General features: G+C 71.6%; 19 protein-coding genes, 1 pseudogene and 1 riboswitch. Of the genes and pseudogenes, 12 read left to right on the top strand and 8 right to left on the bottom strand.

The features are described from left to right. Positions 1–133: 133 nt before the first annotated feature. Complete coding sequence (locus FNV62_RS30965; RefSeq protein ID WP_097285915.1) at positions 134–1,489, top strand: SWIM zinc finger family protein; 1,356 nt, start codon at positions 134–136, stop codon at positions 1,487–1,489. A 42-nt stretch (positions 1,490–1,531) separates the two neighbouring features. Then, a pseudogene (locus FNV62_RS30960) lies at positions 1,532–3,212 on the top strand (DUF5691 domain-containing protein). Positions 3,213–3,313: 101 nt separating this feature from the next. Here the strand turns inward: FNV62_RS30960 and FNV62_RS30955 are convergent. Next, entirely contained in the window at positions 3,314–3,730 is a 417-nt protein-coding gene (locus FNV62_RS30955) for a cobalamin B12-binding domain-containing protein (protein WP_060901461.1), read from the bottom strand. A gap of 455 nt (positions 3,731–4,185) precedes the next feature. Between FNV62_RS30955 and FNV62_RS30950 the strand changes: the two genes are divergently transcribed. Then, positions 4,186–5,058, top strand: coding sequence for an esterase/lipase family protein (locus FNV62_RS30950; protein WP_097285913.1), 873 nt, complete (start codon positions 4,186–4,188; stop codon positions 5,056–5,058). Positions 5,059–5,142: 84 nt separating this feature from the next. Continuing rightward, on the top strand, positions 5,143–6,807 hold the full coding sequence (locus FNV62_RS30945; RefSeq protein ID WP_143627843.1) for a M23 family metallopeptidase: 1,665 nt from the start codon (positions 5,143–5,145) through the stop codon (positions 6,805–6,807). Positions 6,808–6,902: 95 nt separating this feature from the next. Here the strand turns inward: FNV62_RS30945 and pcrA are convergent, their stop codons facing one another. Then, positions 6,903–9,443, bottom strand: a complete 2,541-nt coding sequence (pcrA, locus tag FNV62_RS30940; protein WP_143609018.1) for a DNA helicase PcrA — start codon at positions 9,441–9,443, stop codon at positions 6,903–6,905. 338 nt (positions 9,444–9,781) lie between these two features. Further along, positions 9,782–9,954, top strand: a riboswitch (cyclic di-AMP (ydaO/yuaA leader). A 7-nt stretch (positions 9,955–9,961) separates the two neighbouring features. Here pcrA and FNV62_RS30935 point away from each other — a divergent pair. Both FNV62_RS30935 and FNV62_RS30930 read left to right on the top strand, forming a co-directional pair. After that, positions 9,962–11,140 (top strand): NlpC/P60 family protein, encoded by a 1,179-nt coding sequence (locus FNV62_RS30935; protein ID WP_143627841.1) that lies wholly within the window; start codon positions 9,962–9,964, stop codon positions 11,138–11,140. 95 nt (positions 11,141–11,235) lie between these two features. Then, complete coding sequence (locus FNV62_RS30930; RefSeq protein WP_143627839.1) at positions 11,236–12,210, top strand: tellurite resistance/C4-dicarboxylate transporter family protein; 975 nt, start codon at positions 11,236–11,238, stop codon at positions 12,208–12,210. A 91-nt stretch (positions 12,211–12,301) separates the two neighbouring features. On the opposite strand, the gene FNV62_RS30925 is transcribed toward FNV62_RS30930, so the two are convergent. Then, entirely contained in the window at positions 12,302–12,655 is a 354-nt protein-coding gene (locus FNV62_RS30925) for a hypothetical protein (RefSeq protein ID WP_143627837.1), read from the bottom strand. 413 nt (positions 12,656–13,068) lie between these two features. Here FNV62_RS30925 and FNV62_RS30920 point away from each other — a divergent pair, with 413 nt between their 5' ends. Both FNV62_RS30920 and FNV62_RS30915 read left to right on the top strand, forming a co-directional pair. Beyond that, on the top strand, positions 13,069–14,151 hold the full coding sequence (locus FNV62_RS30920) for an NlpC/P60 family protein (RefSeq protein WP_179858255.1): 1,083 nt from the start codon (positions 13,069–13,071) through the stop codon (positions 14,149–14,151). 148 nt (positions 14,152–14,299) lie between these two features. Continuing rightward, a complete protein-coding gene (locus FNV62_RS30915) occupies positions 14,300–14,932 on the top strand; it encodes a hypothetical protein (protein WP_097285907.1) in 633 nt (210 codons plus the stop codon). A 22-nt stretch (positions 14,933–14,954) separates the two neighbouring features. Here FNV62_RS30915 and FNV62_RS30910 read toward each other — a convergent pair whose 3' ends face one another. Next, positions 14,955–15,674 (bottom strand): LuxR C-terminal-related transcriptional regulator, encoded by a 720-nt coding sequence (locus FNV62_RS30910; protein WP_143605593.1) that lies wholly within the window; start codon positions 15,672–15,674, stop codon positions 14,955–14,957. Positions 15,675–15,808: 134 nt separating this feature from the next. Beyond that, positions 15,809–17,098: an ATP-binding protein gene (locus FNV62_RS30905; protein ID WP_225900432.1), complete on the bottom strand. Its 1,290-nt coding sequence runs from the start codon at positions 17,096–17,098 to the stop codon at positions 15,809–15,811. 178 nt (positions 17,099–17,276) lie between these two features. On the opposite strand from FNV62_RS30905, the gene FNV62_RS30900 reads away from it, so the two are divergent. Then, positions 17,277–18,743: a PspC domain-containing protein gene (locus FNV62_RS30900; RefSeq protein WP_143602656.1), complete on the top strand. Its 1,467-nt coding sequence runs from the start codon at positions 17,277–17,279 to the stop codon at positions 18,741–18,743. After that, the gene (locus FNV62_RS30895; RefSeq protein ID WP_143602655.1) at positions 18,730–18,954 is read left to right on the top strand and encodes a hypothetical protein; all 225 of its coding nucleotides are present in this window, start codon (positions 18,730–18,732) and stop codon (positions 18,952–18,954) included. Before FNV62_RS30900 ends, FNV62_RS30895 begins: the two co-directional genes overlap by 14 nt. Positions 18,955–19,107: 153 nt before the next feature. On the opposite strand, the gene FNV62_RS30890 is transcribed toward FNV62_RS30895, so the two are convergent. Together FNV62_RS30890 and FNV62_RS30885 are read right to left on the bottom strand one after the other, a co-directional pair. After that, on the bottom strand, positions 19,108–19,644 hold the full coding sequence (locus FNV62_RS30890; protein ID WP_060898089.1) for a DoxX family protein: 537 nt from the start codon (positions 19,642–19,644) through the stop codon (positions 19,108–19,110). 235 nt (positions 19,645–19,879) lie between these two features. Further along, on the bottom strand, positions 19,880–21,184 hold the full coding sequence (locus FNV62_RS30885) for a hypothetical protein (RefSeq protein ID WP_373559507.1): 1,305 nt from the start codon (positions 21,182–21,184) through the stop codon (positions 19,880–19,882). Positions 21,185–21,349: 165 nt separating this feature from the next. Here FNV62_RS30885 and FNV62_RS30880 point away from each other — a divergent pair, with 165 nt between their 5' ends. Then, positions 21,350–22,267, top strand: coding sequence for a DUF4429 domain-containing protein (locus FNV62_RS30880; protein WP_097285903.1), 918 nt, complete (start codon positions 21,350–21,352; stop codon positions 22,265–22,267). A 17-nt stretch (positions 22,268–22,284) separates the two neighbouring features. Here FNV62_RS30880 and FNV62_RS30875 read toward each other — a convergent pair whose 3' ends face one another. Further along, positions 22,285–23,079 (bottom strand): class II aldolase/adducin family protein, encoded by a 795-nt coding sequence (locus FNV62_RS30875; protein ID WP_060898092.1) that lies wholly within the window; start codon positions 23,077–23,079, stop codon positions 22,285–22,287. Positions 23,080–23,268: 189 nt separating this feature from the next. Between FNV62_RS30875 and FNV62_RS30870 the strand changes: the two genes are divergently transcribed. Then, a complete protein-coding gene (locus FNV62_RS30870; RefSeq protein WP_225900431.1) occupies positions 23,269–23,787 on the top strand; it encodes a pyridoxamine 5'-phosphate oxidase family protein in 519 nt (172 codons plus the stop codon). Positions 23,788–23,796 lie beyond the last annotated feature (9 nt).

Below are 23,796 nucleotides of genomic sequence, written 5' to 3'. Positions count from 1 at the left end.
GGCTCGCTCCCCCTCCAGCTCGGCCGGTTCGGATCTGGTTCCACCGTGCACCACGCCACTGACAATGTGCTCTGACCTGCGCGAATACGCTCGCGAAGGTCGATTGTCAGTGGCGGGACCTACCTTCGATGACATGACTCAGCAGGGGGTGCGCTGGACGGCGGATCAGGTGCTGGCACTGGCGCCTGATGCCGCGTCACGTACGGCCGGCAGCAAGCTCGGCGCGGCCGGGCCGTGGTCGGAGGCAGGCAGTTCTGACGAGGGGACGGTATGGGGACTGTGCAGGGGAAGCGGCAGCAGGCCTTATCAGACGGTCATCGACATCGCGGACTCCACCGGGCCCGCGTACACGTGCAGTTGCCCGAGCCGGAAGTTCCCGTGCAAGCACGCGCTGGGACTGCTGCTGCTCTGGACGGGCTCGGACGGTTCGGTACCGCGAGGGCCGGCGCCGGACTGGGCGGAGCAGTGGATAAAGGGGAGACGAGAGCGAGCGGCGGAGAAGAGGACGACGGACGGGGCATCTGGGACGGCGTCACCGGGCGATCCGGAGGCTGCCCGGCGCAGGGCGCAGCGGCGGGCCGAGCGGATCACCGCGGGGGCGGCGGAGCTGGAGCAGCGGTTGGCGGATCTGCTGCGGGGCGGCCTCGCGTCGGCCGAGCAGGCGGGGTACGGGATGTGGGAGGAGACGGCGGCCCGCATGGTCGACGCGCAGGCGCCCGGACTGGCCGCGCGGGTCAGGGAATTGGGGGCGATTCCCTCCTCCGGACCCGGCTGGCCGGTGCGGCTGCTGGAGGAGTGCGCGTTGCTCCATCTCCTCGACCAGGGCTGGCTGCGCCGTGAGCGGCTGCCGGACGACCTGGCCGCGACGGTTCGCTCGCGGGTGGGGCTGCCCGGTTCGGCGGACGGACCACCGGTGCGGGACCGCTGGCTGGTCCTCGCCCAGTACGACACGGCGGACACCCGGCTCACGACCCGCAGGATCTGGCTCTACGGCGCGGAGAGCGACCGCACCGCGCTGCTCCTCTCCTATGGGGCCGCCGGCCGTGCGCCGGAGCTGACACTGCCGGTGGGGCTGGCCTTCGAGGCGGAGGTGTCCGCGTATCCGGGCGCCGGACAGCTCCGAGCGGCCCTGGGCGAGCGGTTCACGCCGCCGGCCCCCGCGCGGACACGTCCACCGGGGCTGACCGCCTCCCAGGCGGCGGCCCGCTTCGGCGAAGCCCTGCGGGCCGACCCCTGGCTCGACTCCCACCCGGTCACGCTGGCCCGGGTGATACCCACCCCCGATGGCGACACCTGGCAACTGGCGGACGCCGACGGCGACTTCGCCCTCCCGATCGCCTCTTCCCTTCTCTCCCGACCGGGGCTGTGGCGCCTCGCCGCCCTGTCCGGCGGCGCCCCCGTCACGGTCTTCGGAGAGTGCGGCCACCGCGGCTTCACTCCCCTGACGGCCTGGCCGGAGGGCGTCGGGGAGCCGGTGTCCCTGTGCTGACCACCGGCACCGCCCACACCACCAGCACCAGCACCAGCACCACTGTCACCGGTCGAACCATCAGCACCGCCTCCCCACGGAAAGGACGCTCATGAACACGACCTCCGCCTCCGCGGGCGCGTCCGTCGGAGGTTCCTGGGAGGAGCTCGTCACGATGGCCCTGCTCGGGACCGAGCGGCGCCCCCCTCCCGCCTGGGCCGCCGGGCGCGAGGCGCCGGTGGCCCTGCTGGACGCGGCCGCGGTGGAAACCCTGCGGCGGCGGGCCGGGGTGCGGGCCGCACGGGCGGCCGCCCGTCCCGAGCCCGCCGCGCCCGACCCACGGCGGGCCCTCCCGCCCGCCGCGGCCCACCGACTCACGACACTGCTGGCGGACCGTCCCGGCACGGGAGGCGGCGGCCGCCGGGGCACGGCGCCCGACCTCATGGAGCTGCTGCCGCAGTGGCTCGCGCTGGCGAACGCGCGGGGTTTCGCGCCGCCCCCGGAAGCACTGCCCGCGCTCCTCGACGCCGCCCGGGGCCGTACGGACCTGCGGCCCGCGGCCCTTGCCTTCGCCGGGCCGCGCGCCCTGTGGCTCGCGCGGCTGAACCCGGACTGGCGCTTCGCCCTGCGGTCGCTGCCCGGCGGCGGCACCGCGCTGCCCGGCCCAGAGGACCCCGGGCGCGCGCAACAGCTCTGGCAGGAGGGTCTCTTCGCCGAGCGGGTCGCACTACTCACCTCGATACGGGCCCAGGACCCCGGGGCCGCGCGCGAGCTGCTCGCCACCACCTGGGCGACCGAGCGGGCCGAGGACCGGCTGATGTTCCTCGACTCCTTGCGCTCCGGACTGTGCGCGGCGGACGAACCGTTCCTGGAGCGGGCGCTCGCCGACCGGAGCCGCAACGTCCGGGCCACGGCGGCGGAACTGCTGTCCGCGCTGCCCGGTTCGGCGCTCGCCGCGCGGATGGCGGCGCGGGCCGGCACCTGCGTGGCCGTCGACCGGACGCGGGGCACACCCTCGATCGTCGTCGAGGCGCCGCACGAGTGCGACGCGAGCATGGAGCGCGACGGTGTTGTACCGAAAGCTCCGGCGGGACGAGGGGAACGGTCGTGGTGGCTGGGCCAGTTGGTCGAAGCAGCGCCGCTCGGGACATGGTCGCGACGGCTCGGCGGACGTACGCCGGAGGAGATCGTGGCGCTTCCGGTGGCGGACGACTGGCAGAGCGAGCTGCATGCCGCGTGGTGCCGGGCGGCGGTACGGCAGCGGGACCCGGGCTGGTCCCGGGCTCTGCTCGGCGCGCCGTCGGCTCCGGAGGCCGGCGGGCCGGGAGCGGTGTCGCTGGCGGAGCGGTCGAAACTGCTCGCCACGCTGGGCTCAGCCGAGCGGGCCGAGTGGGTGGCGGGGTTCATCGCCACGCACGGTTTGTCCGAGGCGTTCCAGCTGCTCGGGGTCTGCGCGGTGCCGTGGGCGGGGCCCCTGGGGCGGGCGGTGGTCGACGCGCTCAATATCGCGCGGGACGCGGGGAGTTATCCATGGAGCTTCAGTGGGGTGATGGGGCTGGCCGAGCGGTGCCTGGATCCGGCGGAGGCGGGGCGGCTGGAGGGACTCACGGCGGTCGCCGACGAGCCGGAGAACGCGGCGCCCGGTGCCGGTGGCTACTGGGCGGAGGCCTTCCAGCGTCTCGTCACCACCCTGCGTCTGCGCGCGGTGATGTCCTCGGAGCTGGATGGGGCGCAACCACACTGACAGGAGCGCCCCTCGAGGGGCACGGGGAACTGCACCTCCAGTCCCCACCCACCCGCGGCCGCCCCACGAGCGATGGGGACCGCACGTCCGCCGGAGAGGTGCTACGCGCCGGCCGGCTGGCGCACGTTCGCCCGGACCCACTCCACGATCGACGTGGTCGTCGCGCCCGGCGTGAAGATCTCGGCGACGCCCTTCTCCTTGAGCGGCGCGATGTCCGCCTCGGGAATGATCCCGCCGCCGAAGACCTTGATGTCCTCCGCGTCGCGCTCCTTGAGGAGATCGATGACCGCGGCGAACAGTGTGTTGTGGGCGCCGGAGAGGATCGAGAGGCCGATCGCGTCGGCGTCCTCCTGGATCGCGGTGTCGACGATCTGCTCCGGGGTCTGGTGGAGCCCGGTGTAGATGACCTCCATACCGGCGTCGCGCAGCGCTCGCGCGATCACCTTGGCCCCGCGATCGTGGCCGTCGAGCCCCGGCTTGGCCACCACCACGCGGATCGGACCGGCTGCCACACCCATCACTGCCTCCATGAACGGACTTCATCGACCGCCCCGCACCGCACCGGCAGGGGAAGTGAACGAACGTTATCGTCAGATCCGTGCAAACCGCAGTTTCCCGCTGAAGACCGAGGGGGAAATCACACGGTGGGACACATTCGCCGCGCACCGCTCCGCGTCACTGCGGCACACGCGCCGCAGGGATCTGCGACGCGCGGGCCGTGGCCGGAGCCTGCGCAAGGAGAGCCGCCAGCGGGTGGCAGCACCACCGTCGCATCACGGAGGAGCGACGGCGGTGCGGCGCACCGGCGGGAGCACGACGGCAGGGAATCCCGTCGCGTCACCGGCGCACCACACGCCACGGACGCACCGTCGGCAACCGCCCACGCCATCGCCACCGGTACCACCACCGCGGCTTTCCACGAGGGCACACGGGGGACAGAGCGGTCCCGCTGCGTGCCGACTGGAGGTCGGCCATGAAGGTCACCGGGGCTGAGTTGCCCTTTCTCCCTCTCCGTCAGCGCCTGCTGCCCAGCCGACTGACCGGGCTCTCGGTGGCCCTGTTGAAGGCGACGGCCCTGGAGATCGCCATCCTCGCCGGACACCTCCTCCTCTATCCGTCCGGCATCACCCAGGAGCGCCGCGGCACCCCCGCGCTCCCCCCGCCCGACGCGCCCCGGCTGCCCACCGGGACCAAGCCGCCGGTCGTGCTGCTGCACGGCTTCATCGACAACCGTTCGGTCTTCGTGCTGTTACGCCGCAACCTCGCCCAGCACGGCAGGCAGCACATCGAGTCGCTCAACTACTCGCCGCTGACGAACGACATCCGCGCCGCCGCGGAGCTGCTCGGGCGACACATAGAGGACATCTGCGAGCGCACCGGGCGCGATCAAGTGGACATAGTGGGGCACAGCCTCGGCGGACTGATAGCGCGCTACTACGTCCAGCGCCTCGGCGGGGACCTGCGCGTCCGCACCCTGGTCACGCTCGGCACGCCGCACGCGGGCACGAAGGTCATTCCGCTGATGAACGCGCACCCGATCGTCCGTCAGATGCGGCCGGGTTCCGAGGTGATCGAGGAGCTGCGCAAGCCCGCGCCCGACTGCCGTACGCAGTTCGTGAGCTTCTGGAGCGACCTCGACCATCTGATGGACCCACTGGAGACCGCCTCCATCGACCACCCGGACCTGCTCGCACAGAGCGTCCAAGTGAGCGGAATCGGACATCTCGCCCTGCCCGTCCACCCCGCGGTCGCCGCCGGGATACGGCAGGCACTCGACTTCGAGGAGACACAGGCCCGTCCCGTCGCCGCGCCCGCCGCCGAAACCGGGGGTCTGACAGTGGCGTAACGCCTCCACGGAACACCCTCAACATCGAACGGCAATCGAACGCCAGGCCAAAGCCGTGCCCGCCCTCCCCCGAAACACGGCCGAATGCCCGTTTCCCGAGTGGAGGAAACCTGCGGAAGATTGTCGCGCCCGCGTACCGCCGGGTACAGTCACCGCACTGCTCTGCCAGCCCCTGTTGTCGAGGCGAAAGAGAAGTTGGTGAACGACCGTCACCCGTCGGGGACCGTAACGCCCCCGGCTCCGGCCTCCGATGCCGCCGCGGCGCCCTATGCGTCGTACGGTGGCCAGGAAGCCCAGTACGGCGACTTCACCTCGTACGACGGCTACGCCACCACCGGTACCTACGCGACCGGAAACTTCGAGACCTCGACCTTCGCGGCCGACCCTCTCTTCGGCGACATGTCGGGCGGCGACGGCACGGGTTCGTACGACGCCACGCAGTGGAGCACCGGCAGCCACCAGATGCCGCACTACGACCCGTACGCCGCACAGCACCAGGCCGCGTACGACACGGGTGCCTACGACACGACCGCCTGGGCGAGCGGGTACCAGCAGCTCGCCGACATCCCCGCGCAGCACCCGGGCCCCGAGGGCACCGGTCAGTGGGACGCGGCCGCCTGGCTCCAGGCCGAACAGACCGGCCAGGCCCAGCAGTGGACCGCGCACACCCAGGAGACGGGCGCGTACGACGCCACGCAGTGGAACACCGCGGGCGAACACGACCCGTACGACGGGTACGAGCAGCACCAGCAGGCCGAGTCGTACGAGCAGCAGCTCGCCGCCGAGGCCTACGAGCATCAGCCGGTGTCCGAGTCCGACGTGGACGACCAGACCTTCGACCGGCCCTTCGACCAGCAGGCGACCTCGACCTTCGAGCAGGTGTCGTACGAGGAATCCGGCGCCGCGGAGGACGAGTTCGAGGACGTCGGTGACGCGCAGGACGCGCCGCTGCTGGAGGACATGGAAGAGGTCACTCCGGTCCCCCGCCCCGCGAACCGGTCCGGGTCCCGTTCCCGGCGGCGCAGCCCGGCGAAGCGTTCCGCCTTGCTGACCGTCGCGGTGCCCTCGGCCTGTGTGATGGGGGTCGCGGGGATCGCCGCCGCCTCCGTGGGCACCATCGGCGGGAACGACAGCAAGGACAACACGACCCTCAGCGCGTCCGACGGGACCGCGGTGAAGCCGTCGGCCGCCAACAACAAACTGGACACCCAGCTCCAGAGCCTCTCCGCGGGCGCGGACGACTTCGCCGACCGGGCCAGCCGGACACAGGAACGTATCGACCTCAAGGCGCAGCAGGCCGCCGACAAGCAGAAGGCGGCGGCGGAAGCGGCCCGCAAGGAGCGGCTGCGGCCGAAATTCGTGCTCCCGGTCACGCAGAAGGGCCTCAGCGCCTACTTCGGCCAGGCCGGCATCAACTGGATGTCCGTGCACACGGGCATCGACTTCCCGGTGTCGTACGGCACGCCGGTGATGGCCGCGACCGACGGGACCGTACGGACGCAGTGGAACAGCGCGTACGGGAACATGGCGATCGTCACCGCGATGGACGGCACGGAGACCTGGTACTGCCACCTCTCCAGCTACAAGGTGCCGTCGGGGACGGTCGTGAAGGCCGGGGAGCAGATCGCGTTCTCCGGGAACTCCGGCAACTCGACCGGTCCGCACCTGCACTTCGAGGTCCGCCCCGCGGGCGGCTCGGCGATCGACCCGCTGCCGTGGCTGCGCAGCCACGGCCTGGACCCGACGTGACCCACGGGGCCTCGGGCCCGATGTAACCCACCGGCCCCTCACTCGGCGACGTGACCGAACGCCGTCGCCGAGTTCCGAGCTGCCGTCCCGTAGGACTACAGCTTCTCCACCGGCGCGTACCGCAGCAGCAACCGCTTCGGCTTCGCCTCGCCGAAGTCGACCGTCGCCTCCGCGTTCGCACCCGTCCCCTTCACGCCGACCACGGTGCCCAGGCCGAACTGGTCATGGGTGACCCGGTCGCCGACCGCGAGCGAGACCACCGGCTTCTCGGAGATCCCGCGGCGTGTCGCGAAGCCGGAGGCGCCGGACGCCGCGGACCGCGAACGCGAGGACGACAGTGAGGCGGCCACACCGGAGACGGGCCCCGAGGGCATGGGAGCGGTCGCGCCGGTGCGCTTCCACTCCAGGTGCGTCTCCGGGATCTCCTCCAGGAAACGGGACGGCGGGTTGTACGAGGGCTGGCCCCAGGCGCTGCGCATGGACGAGCGGGTGAGGTACAGCCGCTCCCGCGCGCGCGTGATGCCGACGTACGCGAGGCGCCGCTCCTCCTCCAGTTCCTTGACCTGTCCCAGCGCGCGCATGTGCGGGAAGACGCCGTCCTCCATGCCGGTGAGGAAGACGACCGGGAACTCCAGGCCCTTGGCGGTGTGGAGGGTCATCAGCGTGATGACGCCGTTGCCGTCCTCCTCGTCCGGGATCTGGTCGGAGTCGGCGACGAGCGCGACACGCTCCAGGAACGCGGAGAGCCCACCGGACGTCGCACCAGCAGCAGCCGCACCCGCAGCAGCGCCCGCCCCCGTGCCTTCGCCCTCGCTCTCGCCGGTCTCCTGCTCGAACTCCAGGGCCACGGCGGCGAGCTCCTGAAGGTTCTCGATCCGGGTCTCGTCCTGCGGGTCGGTCGAGGCCTGCAGCTCGGCGAGGTAGCCGGTGCGCTCGAGGACCGCCTCCAGGACGGTCGCCGGGCCCGCGCCGGACTCGACGATCGTGCGGAGGTCCTCCATGAGCGTGTTGAACCGCTTCACGGCGTTCGTCGACCGCGCCGCCATCCCGTACGCCTCGTCGACGCGGCGCAGCGCCTGCGGGAAGCTGATCTTCTCGCGCTGCGAGAGCGCGTCGATCATGGCCTCGGCGCGCTCGCCGATGCCGCGCTTGGGAACGTTCAGAATGCGGCGCAGCGGGACCGAGTCCTCGGGGTTGGCCAGGACCCTGAGGTACGCGAGGACGTCCCGGACCTCCTTGCGCTCGTAGAAGCGGACGCCGCCGACGACCTTGTAGGGCAGGCCGACGCGGATGAACACCTCTTCGAAGACACGGGACTGGGCGTTCGTCCGGTAGAACACGGCGACGTCGCCCGCCCTGGCGTCGCCCGCGTCGGTGAGACGGTCTATCTCGTCGGCGACGAACTGGGCCTCGTCGTGCTCGGTGTCGGCGACATAGCCGGTGATGTTCGAACCGGCGCCCGCGTTGGTCCACAGGTTCTTGGGGCGGCGGGACTCGTTGCGCTCGATGACCGCGTTCGCGGCGGTCAGGATCGTCTGGGTGGAGCGGTAGTTCTGCTCCAGCAGGATCGTCGTCGCGTCCGGGTAGTCCTCCTCGAACTGGAGGATGTTGCGGATGGTCGCCCCGCGGAAGGCGTAGATCGACTGGTCGGCGTCGCCCACGACGCACAGCTCGGCGGGCTCGAGCTCGCCCTCGGCGGGCGGCACGTCCTCGGGCCGGTCACCGGCGGCCGGGCCGACGAGCTCCCTGACCAGGGCGTACTGCGCGTGGTTCGTGTCCTGGTACTCGTCGACCAGGACGTGGCGGAAGCGGCGCCGGTAGTGCTCGGCGACGTCCGGGAAGGCGCGCAGCAGGTTGACCGTGGTCATGATCAGGTCGTCGAAGTCGAGCGCGTTGGCCTCGCGCAGCCGCGACTGGTACATCGCGTAGGCCTGGGCGAGGGTCTTCTCGAAGCCGTCGGCGGCCTGCGCTGCGAAGTCCTCCTCGTCGATCAGCTCGTTCTTCAGGTTCGAGATCTTGGCGCTGAAGGACTTGGGCGGGAAGCGCTTGGGATCGAGATCCAGATCACGGCAGACGAGCGCCATCAGCCGCTTGCTGTCGGCGGCGTCGTAGATCGAGAACGAGGAGGTGAAGCCGAGCTTCTTGCTCTCCCGGCGCAGGATCCGCACACACGCGCTGTGGAAGGTCATCACCCACATCGCGTTCGCGCGCGGGCCGACGAGCTGCTCGACGCGCTCCTTCATCTCGCCCGCGGCCTTGTTCGTGAAGGTGATCGCGAGGATCTGGCCGGGGTGGACATGGCGCTCGCCCAGCAGATGGGCGATGCGGTGGGTGAGCACCCGGGTCTTGCCGGAGCCCGCGCCGGCCACGATGAGCAGCGGGGAGCCGGAGTGCACCACGGCCGCGCGCTGGTTCTCGTTCAGCCCGTCCAGCAGGGCCGCCGGGTCCACGGCGGGGCGGTGCGCGCCGTCGCGGTAGTAGGCGTCCCGGCTCGCGGGCACGTCGAAGCTGCCGCCGAACAGGTCGTCCGGAAGCGGCTCCGGCGCCCCGTCCTCGGGCGGCGGCGGAGGCTCTTCCTCGTGGGCCCCGGAAGGCTGGAGGTCCGCCAGAAAGCTGTCATCAAAGAGGCTGCTCATCGCTCTCCGAGTCTAGGCGGCCCCACTGACAACCCGCGGCCACCCTGGAAACCCGACCGGTTTTTCCGCGACCGCGCATGATCTCTTTCCACGACCGCGCATGATCCCTTTCCGTGACCGCACCTGATCCCTTTCCGCCACTCTTTCCGCCGCGGACGCCGTCACCGTTCAGGATCGTTTCATTACGGTCAGCCACAGTCGGTCCGGATCAATGGCCCCCAGGATCAAGGTCACAAAAAAGTATCGGGCATATCGCACATCAAACTTCACAGAACACTTATGAGTTGGCTAGCGTGCCGGGCAGGCCGCTCGACCCAACCGGCGAACATCGCCGGGCCGTGCGGCCTCCGCCGAGTCCGGTGCGCCGTACGGCAGCCGGAGCCGGGGACCCAACCGACCTTGGGGTGAATCGGTCCAACTGTCCGCTGGGACAAGGACCGTAGGGCAAACCTTCCGGAATCACCCGCCCGAACCCGACAGCTAACTCGGTAGGCGGAAGACGGAAGGAGTCGCCTCTCTTGGCGTCGCATCGCAAGTGGAGTCCTACGGGTACGCGCATAGCGGGTATACGGACCCCCGCCCTCGCCACGGCGGCCCTCACCTCCGTGGCCCTGCTCTCCCAGACGGCGAACGCCGCGCCCTCGGCCGACTCCAAGCCGAGCATCGAAGAGGTCGAGAAGAAGGTCGACGACCTCTACCACCAGGCCGAGGCGGCGACCGAGAAGTACAACGCGACCAGGGAGAAGACCGCGCAGCAGCGCAAGCGCGTCGACTCCCTCCTCGACGACGTGGCCCAGCGCACCGAGAAGCTCAACACCGCGCGCGACGAGCTGGGTTCGTTCGCCGCGGCGCAGTACCGCACCGGCGCCTCCGCCCCCGACACCGCGACCCTCCTGCTGGCCGACAATCCGCAGGACTACTTCGACCAGACCCAGCTGATGAGCCGTCTGACCAGCCGCCAGAAGGTGGCCGTCGACGACTACATCACCGAGCAGGCCGCCACCACCAAGAAGCGCGCGGAGGCCTCCCAGAGCCTGCAGACGCTCACCACGACGCAGAGCGCGCTGAGGACGTCCAAGGCCGACGTGCAGCGCAAGCTCGCCGAGGCGCGCGACCTGCTCTCGAAGCTGACCGCCGAGGAGAAGGCGCGACTCGCGGCGATCGAGAAGAAGAAGCAGGAAGCGGCCGACCGCAAGGCGGCCGAGCTGGCGCAGCAGCAGGCCGCGGCGGAGAAGAAGGCCCAGGAGGCAGCCGCCCAGCAGCAGACGACCACCGGGACCACCGCCACCACCGGGACCACCGGGACCGCCGGGAGTTCGGCCACCGACTCCTCGTACACCGCCAAGGCCGACAAGGCCCTCGCCTTCGCCCGCGCCCAGGTCGGCAAGCCGTACGTCTGGGGCGCGACCGGGCCCGGCTCCTACGACTGCTCCGGCCTCACCCAGGCCGCCTGGAAGACCGCCGGCGTCGATCTCCCGCGCACCACCTGGGACCAGGTCAACGTGGGCACGACGGTCCCGCTCTCCGACATCAAGCCCGGTGACCTCGTCTTCTTCTACGACGACATCAGCCATGTCGGCCTCTACGTCGGCAACGGCATGATGATCCACGCCCCCAAGCCGGGCGCGTACGTCCGCGAGGAGTCGATCTTCTACGGCGGCGAGTCGATCATCCACAGCGTGGTGCGTCCGGCCTAACGCCTCGACGCCCGGCACGCGCGCGTGGGGCTCATCGAGCTCCACGCGCGCGTGGCCCGCCGCCAACCCGCTCGAAGGTCCTTAGCATCGGGCCCATGTCAGCCATCTCCCCGCCCGGCGCCCGGTGGACCGGCCTGCGCACCTGGTGGGCGCAGAGCCCGCCGGGCGCCGGAGCCGCGATCCTGGCCACCGGCATCATCTCGATCGGGCTGGAGCAGACCGGCTACGAGATCCTGTCCCGGGTCGTGCTGGTCCTCGCGGCCGTCGGCTGGCTCGGGCTCGCCGCGGCCTTCGTCGTACGGCTGCTGCGGGAACGGGAACGGTGGCTGACGGAGGCCGGTACACCGAGCGCGCTCACCGCGGTCGCGGCGACCACCGTGCTCGGCACGCGGCTGGTCACGCTGGGCTGGGAGGTGCCGGCCGAGGCCCTGCTCGCCCTGTCCGCGGCACTCTGGCCGGGGCTGCTCCTCCTGGTCGTACGGCAATGGCGGCCCCGTATGCCCGGAGCGGTGTTCCTCGGCTGTGTGGCCACGCAGGGGCTCGCGGTGCTGGGCGCGACGCTCGCCCCCGCGACGCACACGGACTGGCTCGCGCACACCGCGCTGGTGCTGTTCTGGCTGGGGCTCCTGCTCTACACGATGGCGCTGTTCTACTTCGACTACCGCGAGGTCGCCACGGGCGCCGGGGACCAGTGGGTCGCGGGCGGCGCGCTCGCCATCTCGGCGCTGGCGGGGTCGAAGCTGATCCTCGCCTACCAGGCGAACATCTACCTGTGGAACGACGACGACAACGGCGTGCTGCGCTGGGTGACCGAGGCGCTGCTCGTGCTCGTCCTCGGCACGTACTGCGTGCTGGCCGTGGCGGAGGCCCTGTGGCCCCGACCGCGCTACGACGTGCTGCGCTGGGCGACCGTGTTCCCGCTCGGGATGACGGCGGTGGCGACGCTGTCGGTCGCGGCCGCCATCGGCGTCGGCCGGCTCAGGGGGCTCGGGCAGGTGCTGCTGTGGATCTCGGTCGCGGCGTGGCTGGCGGTGGCGGCCGTAGCGGTCAGGCGTCCGCGGGAGCCGTAGCGGTCGGGCGCCCGCGGGAGCCGTAGCGGTCGGGCATCCGTAACGCTGTCCGGAAGCGCCGTAGCCGTCCGTGGGGGCCTTCGGGGGGTCGTCAGGTCCAGAGCACCGCGATGAAGATGTTCGCGGTCGTGAGCAGCCCTACGAGCCCGAACAGGCCCTTGTCCACCTTCTCGTCGTCCCGCTTCACATAGACGAGTCCGAGGATCACGATCAGCAGGGCGAGCTTCACGCCGATCTTGATGGTGTTGACCGAGTGGTCGTCGGCCTGGTTGAGGCCGACGAGTGCGATGCCCGTGACCAGCATGGTCAGCGCGCCGTGCAGCATGGCGGGGACGAACCGGGCGGTGCCCTGGCCCATCGCCTTCATCTGGGTGAGGAAACCGCCGAGGAGCGAGGCGATGCCGATGATGTGCAGGCCGACGAAGAGATGGATGAGTACGTCCATGGGGCCGGAGCCTAATCGGCGGCCCTGACCCCTCTTGTCACCGGCCCACCCCCTGTAGACCCGTACCACCTGGGAACCACCGATTGTCCCGGAACCGCCCCATCGGTCATCACACCGCGTGAAGTCGACCCCGTCGGGCCAGGATCACGGTCACATACGGTCGCCCCGCGATCCAGTGGTGCCACTTCCGTACATGACGTTACCGGGACATCACTCTCAGGTTTAGCGTCCTCCACCAGGTGGCCGGCTCCCCACCGCCGCCCGGGCCAGGGGCGGCAGCCGGACACCACCGCCGAGAAAGGTCCGGCGGCGGCCCGCTCCCCCTGTGTGGGCCGCCGCCGGACGTGTCCCCCGCAGACCGCGCTCGTCCCCGGCGGTCGTAGGAAAGTCCCCCGGGAAGGATGTGGGCCCTCGTGGCAGCGCACCGAAAGCCCAGACAGCGCTCGCTCGGTGGAAACACGGCCCGCACCGCCGCGACCATCGCCCTCGCGGGCGCGGCCACGGCGACGGGCTTCGACGGGACGGGGCACGCGGACCCGCAGCTGTCGCCGGCACAGGTGAAGGCCAAGGTGGACAAGTTGTACGAGGAGGCGGAGGTCGCCACCCAGAAGTACGACGGCGCGAAGGACAAGGCCGACAAGGCGGAGCAGCGGCTGAACGCGCTGCGCGACGAGGCGGCGCGCAAGGAGGACCGGCTCAACACGGCTCGGGAGGCGCTGGGTTCGATCGCCGCCGCGCAGTACCGCAGCGGAGGCCTGGACCCCGCGCTGCAACTCGCGCTCTCCGACAACCCCGACCAGTATCTGGAAGGGGCCGCGTTCGCCGAGCGGGCCGGCAGCCGGCAGGCGGAGGCCGTGGCCCGGGTGCGCAAGCAGTTGCGGGAGATCGAGCAGCTGCGCGGGGCCGCGCATGTCGAGCTGGCCTCGCTCAAGTCGCGTCAGGCGGAGCTGAAGCGGGCCAAGAAGACGATCACCGGGAAGCTGGACACGGCGCGGCAGCTGCTGTCGCGGCTCACCGACGAGCAGCGCGCGCAGCTCGGCGACCTGGGAGCGGCCGGGGGTACGGGAAGCGCCGGGCAGCGCGCCTCGCGCTCCGCCGTGCGGGACCTCGGCCCGGTGTCGTCACCCGGCTCCGTCGCGGCACCCAACTCGCGTGCGGCGGAGGCTGTCGCGTACGCCTACGGGAAGCTCGGGAGCCCCTACGTCTGGGGCGCCACCGGGCCCGACGCCTTCGACTGCTCGGGCCTGGCCCAGGCCGCGTACCGTGCCGCGGGCATCTCGCTGCCGCGCACGACGTACGCGCAGATCAACGCCGGACACCGGGTCTCACGGTCCGAACTCCGCCCCGGCGACCTGGTGTTCTTCTACTCGGGAATCAGCCATGTGGGCATCTACGTCGGAAACGGCCAGATGATCCACGCCCCGAACCCTTCGGCGCCCGTACGGCTGGCGCCGGTCGACGAGATGCCGTTCGCGGGGGCCACCCGAGTGGCGTGAAAGACGCGGGGGCGACCGCGGTGTGGTGCGGACGGAGAAGTGGATCACGGTAGCGTCGGCGCGGACTCTGTTTCCGTCGTTATCGCTCCGTCGTCCCGTCGTCGTTCCGTCGTCGCTCCGTCGTCGCTCCGTCGTCCGAGAGGTTCTGATGCCCGGCTCTCTGCTGCCGCCTCCGCCGCCGCCCGCGCACATCAGGACCTGGCCGGACCGTGCCGCGCTGCTGGCCGACCGGGGGCGGGCGCTGGAGGAGCTGCGCAGGCGGAGCCTCGGGGTGCACCGGGTGCTGCTGCTCTGGCTGCTGGCGCTCGCGGCGATCATCGGCTGGGCTCTTCTGGTGCTGCCGCTGCGACAACTCGAGCAGCGCGACCCCACCGGTTTCGTCCTGGGCCCGCTCTTCGCCCTGCTCGGCCTCGCCGCGCTCGCCCCGACCGTCGTCGCCGTCGCCCTCTCCGTGCGCCGGGACCACCACATACACCGACTGCTGGACGCCTGGTCCGAGTTGGACCGGCACCCCGCGACCGACTCCCGGCTCCGCTCCCCCGGCCTCAGCCTCTTCTGGCTGCTCTCCTCGCTCGGCGTCTGCGCGATCGGTGCCTGGACGTCCTTCACGGCGGCGGCGCGGGCCGAGCCCGGCCACCCCCTGTACAGCGATGTCGTCCAGGGCATGGGCATCGGCCTGATCCTGTGGCTGACCGGCCTCATCGGCATCGTGAAGGCCGTACGTCACTACCGCTGGGCGCTACGGATACTGGGCCGGGCGACCGACGCGGAACACCGGTAGCCAACCCTCTCGACGCGATCGGCTAGACCAGCCGACGCGCGGTGGCCCATCGGGTCAGCTCGTGGCGGTTGGACAGCTGGAGCTTCCTGAGGACCGCCGAGACGTGCGACTCGACCGTCTTCACCGAGATGAACAGCTGCTTGGCGATCTCCTTGTAGGCGTAGCCGCGGGCGATGAGACGCAGGACCTCGCGCTCGCGCTGGGTGAGACGGTCGAGGTCCTCGTCGACGGGCGGGGCGTCGGTGGAGGCGAACGCGTCCAGGACGAATCCGGCCAGGCGGGGCGAGAAGACCGCGTCGCCGTCCTGGACGCGGAAGATGGAGTCCACCAGGTCCGTGCCGGTGATGGTCTTGGTGACGTAGCCACGGGCGCCGCCGCGGATCACACCGATGACGTCCTCCGCGGCGTCCGACACGGAGAGCGCGAGGAAACGGACCGGCTGGCGGGCGTCGGCCATCAACGGGGCGCAGCGGCGCAGCACTTCGACACCGCCGCCGCCGGGCAGATGGACGTCGAGCAGGACGACCTCGGGCCGGGTGGCCGTGATGACCGTGACCGCCTGGTCGACGTCCGCGGCCTCGCCGACCACCTCGACGCCGGTCCGCTCGGTCTCTCCGATCTCGGCCTGCACTCCCGTACGGAACATGCGGTGGTCGTCGACGAGCACGACCCGCACACGGCGTCCGCCCGCGGCGGCAGTCGTGTGGGGGCCGACAGCGGTCGCACCCGTGGGCGCGCCCACACCGGCGACGGACTCGGCGGCCGATCCGGCGGCCGACCCGGTCGCGGCCTCAGCCCCGGCCCCGGCCGTACCCACGGCGGCATCCTCCGGCCCGTTCGATGCCGGGGTCTGCCCGGTCGGTCCGTTCACGTCGCTCATGACGTCTTCTCCGCCCTTTCCATCTCCAGCTCGACCTCCGTGCCGCCGTCCGGCACCGCGCGCAGTCGCGCCGTGCCGCCGTTGCGCTCCATGCGGCCGATGATCGATTCTCTAACGCCCATGCGGTCGGCGGGTATCCCGTCGAGGTCGAAGCCGGGACCGCGGTCGCGGACGGACACGAAGACCGTCCTGCCCTCGACTTCGGCGTAGACCTGTACGGCGCCGCCCTCGCCACCGTACTTGGCGGCGTTCACCATCGCTTCGCGTGCGGCCTGCATCTGTGCGGTCAGGCCCTCGTCGAGCGGGCAGTCGCCCACGACGACGACCTCGATGGGGACGCCGTGCTTGTCCTCGACCTCGGCCGCGTTGCGACGGACCGCCTCGGCCAGGGTCGTCGGCTCGTCCGCCTCGTCCTTGCCGGTGCCCTCCGGTTTGTAGAGCCAGGCGCGCAGGTCGCGCTCCTGGGCGCGGGCGAGCCGGCGCACCTCGTTCGCGTTCTCCGCGTTGCGCTGGATCAAGGTCAGGGTGTGCAGCACCGAGTCGTGGACGTGGGCGGCGACCTCGGCCCGCTCCTGGGCGCGGATGCGCATCAGGCGCTCCTCGGAGAGGTCCTGGGTCATGCGCACGAGATACGGGCCGGCGAGGAGCGCCGTGCCGACCAGGACCGCGAGTGCCGCCTGGAGGACCGACCCGAGGTGGGCCGCCGAGCCCTGCAGCACGAATATTCCGGAGACGCCCGCGGTGACGAGCAGGACACCGGCCGCGGAGCGCAGCAGCGTGAGCGTACGACGACGGCGGCCGACCTCGACCCAGCGGGCCCGCCGCGCGTTGTCCGCCTGGCGCCAGACCAGGGCGACGCCCGCGCCGACGAGAACGGTCGGCCAGAGATAGGCCCTTGCCCCACCGCCGAGATTCACATTGCCGACGAAGACCATGGCCACGACGACCATGAGGAGCAGGGCGACCATCTGGCCCCGGTCCGGCTTGCGGGCCACGAGTCTGCGGCGGCCGTCGGGGGCGGTCTCGGTGGTGAAGGCCGGGGTGCGCCCGGAGTCGACGCCGCCGACGCCGAGCGGCACGAAGAACCAGAACGCGGCATAGAGCAGCGCCCCGAGGCCGTCCGCCATGAACAGGCCGACGAACACCAGCCGCACCCAGATCACGGGCAGCCCGAGATGCCCGGCGAGCCCTCGCGCCACGCCCCCGAGCCAGCGTCCGTCGCTGCTGCGGTAGAGCTTGCGCGGGGGCCGCGGGTCGTCGAGGGGCACTGCTGCGGCTTCCGGCATGCCATCGATGTTCACACGGGCGGAGGGCGGGAGCATCAGGGTCGACCCCCGAGACTCCCCTGATCTTCGAGAGATTGGTGCTCGAACGGTTCCCTCCGACCCCGTCAGGGCCGATATCAGGGTTCGGCCAGGGTCGTCCCGACTGCCGCCGGGCCTTCCCGCCCGTCACCATGGACACATGACAGATCAGCAGCACGCGGCAGCGGAGCCGGATCCCGGCCCCGGCCCGGGCGCCCCGCCATCGGGTGCCGGGCCGCGGGACGCCGCTGCGCCCTCCGTGGGCACCGCCACGGGCTCCGCGGGAGCCGCGGAGGGTGCGGGAGCGCCGGGCGCGACAGGTGAGGAGCCGCGCGCGCACGGGGAGCCGCCGGCGCCCGAGGGCCCGCGCAGGTTCCGGCGCGACCGGCGGCAGAAGATGCTGGGCGGTGTGTGCGCCGGGCTGGGGCGGCAGTGCGACATGGACCCGGTGATCTTCCGGATCGTGCTCGCCGTGCTCTCCGCCACGGGCGGCATCGGTCTCATCTTCTACGGCTTCGTCTGGCTGTTCGTTCCCTACGACGACGAGGAGGAGAACGAGGTCCGCAAGCTCCTCACCGGCCGCGTCGACGGCCACGCGCTGGCGGCCGTGCTCTTCGCGCTGGTCGGCTGCGGGGTGTTCCTGTCGATGTTGAGCAACGGCAGCGTGCTGACGTTCGCCGTCGTCCTGTCCCTGCTTCTCGCGGGCGCGGGGTACTGGTCGCAGCAGCGCGGCGCCCCCGACCCCGACCCGCTCGCCGCCCAGGCGGTGGCGGACGCCCCGCCGGAGGCGCAGGCCCCGCCCGTCCCCGTCTCCTACCCCTCCTGGTGGCGCGACCCGATCGTCAAGGACGGCTCGCACGTGGGCGGCACCGGCTATCTGTGGGGCCCGCCGGACGCCCGGGACCGGGATGTCGCGGCGGCGCTCAACATCGCCCGCGGCACGCCCCGCCCGGACATACGGGACCTCCGCGCGGCCCGTGAGCCGCAGCCGCGCGGCCCGCGCTGGATCGGCGGCTGGGTCTTCCTGCTCGCGCTGGTCGCGGGCGGCCTCGGCACGGGCCTGACGTGGAACGACCATCCGCTCGCCACCAGCCTGCAGACCGGTCTGTCCTGCGCGCTCGTCGTGTTCGGCCTGGGCATCGCACTCAGCGCGTTCGTGGGGCGTACGGGCGCGGGGTCGATCTTCCTCGCAGTGATCACGGCGGCGCTGCTGGCCGGCTCCGTGGCCATGCCGAAGGACATCAGCACCCACTGGATGCGGGTCGAGTGGACGCCCAGGACCGCTGCCGCAGTGCCGGAGCGTTTCGACCTCGGCACGGGTGTGGGCACCCTCGATCTCACCCATCTCGGCCTCACCAAGGGCCAGACGGTGACGACGACCGCGGAGGTGGGCGCGGGCCAGTTGAAGGTGATCGTCCCCAAGGACGCGACCGTGAAGCTGAACATCGACGTGGGCGTCGGGGACATCCAGCTGCCGGGCGACGGCAAGAAGGACGTGGACGTGGAACCGGGCAAGCACAAGCAGGTGACCCTGCCGGCCCCGACCGGCGGCAAGAACGGCGGCACGCTCGACCTGAACCTCCAGGTCGGCGTGGGACAGGCGGAGGTGATCCGTGCCACGTCATGAGTTCCAGCCGGGAAAGCTGGTCGCCGGCCTCTTCCTCACCGCCGCGGGCGTCACCTACGCGGGCGACGCGGGCGGTTGGTGGGACACACCGTGGTTCGCGATCATCCCCGTCGTCACGGGTGGACTCTGCCTGGCGGGCGCGGTGGCGTTCCTGACCCATGGCATACGTCGGCGACGGTTGCGGCGACGGGCAGCGGGGGTGTCCGGATAGCGGGGGCGTGAACGCAGCACTGGTAGGTGCAGGGCGATCCACTCCCTGCACCTACCAGCCCGCGATGCCGTGCGATCCACCCTCGCAAGGCCGTGCGATCCACCCTGCGATGTCGTGCGACGCTCCGCGCTGAACCGCCCTGACCCGCGTTGCTCAGTAGCGGAGGTTTCCGGACCGTTGGCCGCGCCTCGCGCGCAAGGCCGCGTCGACGGAGAAGTACGAGGCGCCCGCGAGGACCAGGGGCAGCCAGGCCATCAGGTAGGCGAGGTCGTTGCCGTAGTAGTACGGGTCGGAGGCCCAGCTCACCGTCATCCACAGGCTGAGGGAGATGAGCGCGCCGCCGAGGGCCGCGAGGCGGGCCAGCAGGCCGATGAGGGTGCCGATGCCGACGGCCAGTTCGCCGAAGGCGATGGCGTAGCCGAAGCCGACGGGGCTCTTCAGGGCGAGGTCGACGAGGGCCGGGATCGCAGCGGAGTCGTGCACGTTGCGCATCAGCTCGCCGATCGAGCCGGAGCCGGAGTCGGAGAGGAAGGCGCTGTTGGTGAGTTTGTCGAGGCCGGCGTAGATGAAGGTGACGCCGAGGAAGACGCGCAGGGGCAACAGGGCGTAGCGGGTGGCGGTGTCCCGCCAGTCTCGTCCGCCGCCGTCGAGATAGGGGGTTTGGGTGTCCGACCGCATACCGTGAGTCATCGCTCTCCGCCGCCTCTCGCCACGTGCCGTTGACCCCTCAACAGACCATACGTACGAGAGCGGGCTCCCGCTCAACGCTCGGGGCCAGTTTTTTTCGATGGCGCGGGCGCGCCCTCGATGGACGCGGAGAACTGCGCGAACGGCCCCCACCGGCCCGCAGTCGAACGACTCCGGTGAGCCCACCCGCCCGCATTCGAACTTACTCCGGTGAGGCCCCCGCCCGCAGCCGCGGAGTTCAGTCCGTCACCTCGATCAGGCAGCGGTTCGTTTCCACCCCGGCTGCCGTGACGACCTGGACCTCCACCCGGCCCGGTTCCACGTCGACCGGGACCGGCACGGTCAGGACCGCGTCCGTGGGGTTGCTGAAGCCGCCCGGGACCGGCACCAGGGGGACATGGACGTGGACCGCGCCGATGCGGACCACCATGCGGGACAGACGGTCCGCGCTCTGGGCGCCGGGTGGCACGAAACCGGCGCCCCGGATCTCGATGTCGTCGCCGGTGCGGATCGGCGCGTCGAGGTCGCCGGCCTCACGGGAGCGGACGACGGAGAGGATGACGGGGCGGCCGCCCTCGGCGTACTTCCCGGCGAGGTAGGTGGCCGCCGAGACGAGGACCAGGAGCGCCAGACCCCAGGGGAGGTCGGGCAGTTGCTGCGGGCGCCTGGCGAGCCGTACCGCCGCGAAGACCAGGGCGACGGCGCCGATGACGACGTACTGGATGTCGGCGAAGCTGCCCCGGCCGGAGTCGTCCGTGAGGAGGTCGGCGGCGCGCGGCCGGTCCGCGCGTACCTTCTGCAGGCGTTGCCCGAGGACCCGCAGGCCCACGACCCGGCGTACCACCACCGCGATCGCGCAGACGACGGCGACGACGGTCACCACACCCGCACCGCGGGCGAGTTCGAGTCCGGCGATCAGGTCGTCGCGCTCGCCGTGGGCGGAGGCCGCCGCCAGTTGGCCCACGAGGACGAGTACGGCGTAGACGACGAACAGGACCCAGCCGGCGGCCATCGCCCGTGAGGTGGAGAGGCGGTTGTCCTCGCCGACGACCGGGGCGAGGGCCCCGCCCCGCGCCCGGTGCAGATAGCCCGCGCCCGTCAGCCCGGCGGCCACCACCAGAGCGGCCAGCAGGCCCGCCGTGCGCGCCGCCGTCCAGCCCGCGCCGATCGCCGTGAGCGCCTGGACGATGAGCAGGGTCAGGACGGTCCCCCACACCGCGTACGCCGTGCGTCGCCACAGGCGTCCCAGCCATGCCTCGCCGTCGACGCGTCCGCGCTCGGCGACCAGGTCGGCGGACTGGGTGAGTTCGTCGGAAACCCACTGCCGGGACGCGGACGCCGAGTGCGCGACGGCGGCGGGCAGTCCCTGTCCGGACGCCAACTCGTCGCGCCTGGCGAGGAACGCGGCGACGGCGCGCCGGTGCCCCTCGCGCGCCCCGTGCGGACAGTCCCCGCAGGTGCAGCCGCCCGTGTGCGCCGCCCCCTGTCCCGCACCGAGCCCGCCACCGCGCTCCGCGCCGTGTCTCGCCTCCTGCACCGCCACGCCCGCTGCCGCCTTCCCCGCGCCGAGAGTTGCCTCGCAAGCCTTGCAACTGCCTTGCGATGACAGGGCATTGTGCCGCACGAAACAGTGCCCGCGTCGGGCAGGTCCGGTCAGCGTGGGTGAAGCGCGGTTACCCCGTGTTGACCCGGCTGCGAGAATTTCCCCATGGCCGAGATCATCCAGCGCGACGGGACCTGGGCCTTCGACGGCAGCACGGTCAGGATCACGCCGGGACTCCATCGCTCCGTGCCCTTGTTCCGGCAGACGTACGGAGAGATCGCCGTTCCCCTGGAGGCGGTTTCAGGCATCGTCTACGAACCCGAACGCAAGCGCGGCAGACTGCGCCTCAGGCTCCGTGAGGGTGCCGATCCGCTGCTGCAGGCGACCGGCGGGCGGCTGCCCGACGCGGCGGACCCGTACCGGCTGACGGTCGACATCGACCGTACCGGGGTCGCCGAGTACGTCGCCGAGGAGATCCGGCACGCCCTGCTCCTGGACCAGATCCCCAAGGAGCCGGCGAAGGCCTTCCTCCTCGCGGGGCCGCCCGTGCCCGTGTCCGTCCGGTCCAGCGACGGCACGGTCTCCTTCGACGGCGCGCAGGTGCGGATCGACTGGGCGGACACCTCGGACCGGGTCAAGCGGGCGACGGGGCCGCGGATCATCGCCGTCGGGGACCTGGTGCAGGTGGAGTGGCTGCCCAATTCCGGGTACGAGGACGGGTTTCTGCGGTTCGTGACGCGCGAGACCGTGTTCTCCAAACTGCCGCCGGAGAAGGATCCGTTCGCCCTCGACCTGTGGGGCAGCGCCCGCCGCGACCTGCTCACGGCGCTCGTCGCCGCCGCGGTGACCGCCCGGCTGCCGCATCCGTCCCTCCGGGCGGGCGAGCACGTCGACCGGCCGCCGCAGCTCACCGCCGCGGCGGGACCAGGATCGGCACCGGTAGCAGCGTCGGTACCGGCCCAGGCCGACCATCACGACGTACTGCTGCGGCGGCTGCGGGAGCTGGGCGAGCTGCATCGCGACGGGGTGCTCACGGACGAGGAGTTCGCGGCGACCAAGGCGGCCGTACTGCGGGGTTTCTAGCCGTCACGCACCGGAACTCAGCTGAGGAGGTCCGGTTCGCCGCGGCTGATGTCCTGCCACAGCGGCTGGTAGTTGATCCACGCCACCAGGTCGCCGCCGAGCTGCTCCCGGGTCGCGACCGCCTGCTTGTGGTCGATGAGGAGGGGGCGGCCCGCGGCCCGTGCGGTCAGCTGGACCTGGCTGGAGCGCTCCATCGACAGGAACCACCAGGCCGCCGCGTCCACCGAGTCGCCCACGGTCAGCAGCCCGTGGTTGCGCAGCACGAGCGCCTTGCGGGTGCCGAGCGCGGAGGCGATCCGGCGGCCCTCCTCGGTGTCCACGGCGACACCGGTGTACGAGTCGTACAGCGCGTGGTCCTCGTAGAAGGCGCAGCTCTCCTGGCTGATCGGGTCGAGCAGGTCACCGAGGGCGGACAGGGCGCGGCCGTGCACGGAGTGGCAGTGCGCGACGGCGACGACGTCGGGGCGGGCGGCGTGGACCTGAGCGTGCACGGTGAACGCCGCCTGGTTGACGTGGTAGCGGCCCTCGATCACCTGCCCGTCCTGGTTGGCCATGACCAGGTCGCTCACGGTGACGTGCTTGAAGGGCATCCCGAAGGGGTTCACCCAGAAGCAGTCGCTGTACTCCGGGTCGCGCGCGGTGATGTGACCGGAGACCCCGTCCTCGAAGCCGAGCCGCCCGAAGATCCGCAGCGCCCCGGCCAACCGCTCCTTGCGATGACGTCGCTCGTCGTCCAACGAGTCGTACATCGGCGGCATGGCGAACTGCAGCTGGTCGGTGGGCAGGGGCACGGGCGGCGTGGGCCCTTGCATAGGTCCTCCAGCACTGGCGTGTCCGATACGGAGCGGAAGTTACCTCTGGTCGGTGCAGGAGAACAGAGCCGTTCGGTGAAGAGAGTGCGCAACCGTTACGAGAGGGCCGGAGCCGGGGCCCGAGATCGCCGACCGAGCGCCCGCCCATACCCGACAGGAGGTGTCGGGTATGGGCGCCACACTCACCGTATGAGCGCTACCAACGGCCTTGCCGAGAGCCCTGCCGAAGAGGTGAACCCCGCGCGCTGGGGCACCTTCGCCGCCGCCGAACCCTCACTCGCCCGGTCGGTCGAGGAGCGTTTCGGGGCCTTCACGCACCACGTCCTCGCGACCCTCCGCAAGGACGGTTCGCCCCGGACCACCGGCCTGGAGGTGCGTTTCCTGCGCGGCGAGCTGTGGCTCGGCATGATGCCGGACTCGCTCAAGGCACTCGACCTGCGCCGCGACCCGCGCTTCGCGCTCCAGGCGAACCCGGGGCCGGGCACGGCGATGGGGGGCGGGGACGTCCGCATCAGTGGACGGGCCGTCGAGGTCGGCGACGGGGCGGCCAAGGCCGCGTACGTGAAAGAGGTGGAACCGCCGGAGCCGTTCCACCTCTTCCGCACCGAGCTGACGGGGGTCGTACGGACCTACGTCGAGGACGACACGTATCTGGTCGTCCAGGTCTGGACGCCCGGAGAGCCGGTGCGGACTCTCAGGCGGACCTGACGGGTGGGA

The organism is Streptomyces sp. RLB3-17 (assembly GCF_007113425.2).
In the GTDB taxonomy this organism is placed as follows: Bacteria; Actinomycetota; Actinomycetes; order Streptomycetales; family Streptomycetaceae; genus Streptomyces; species Streptomyces mirabilis_D.
This window is presented reverse-complemented; position numbering and strand designations above follow the sequence as displayed.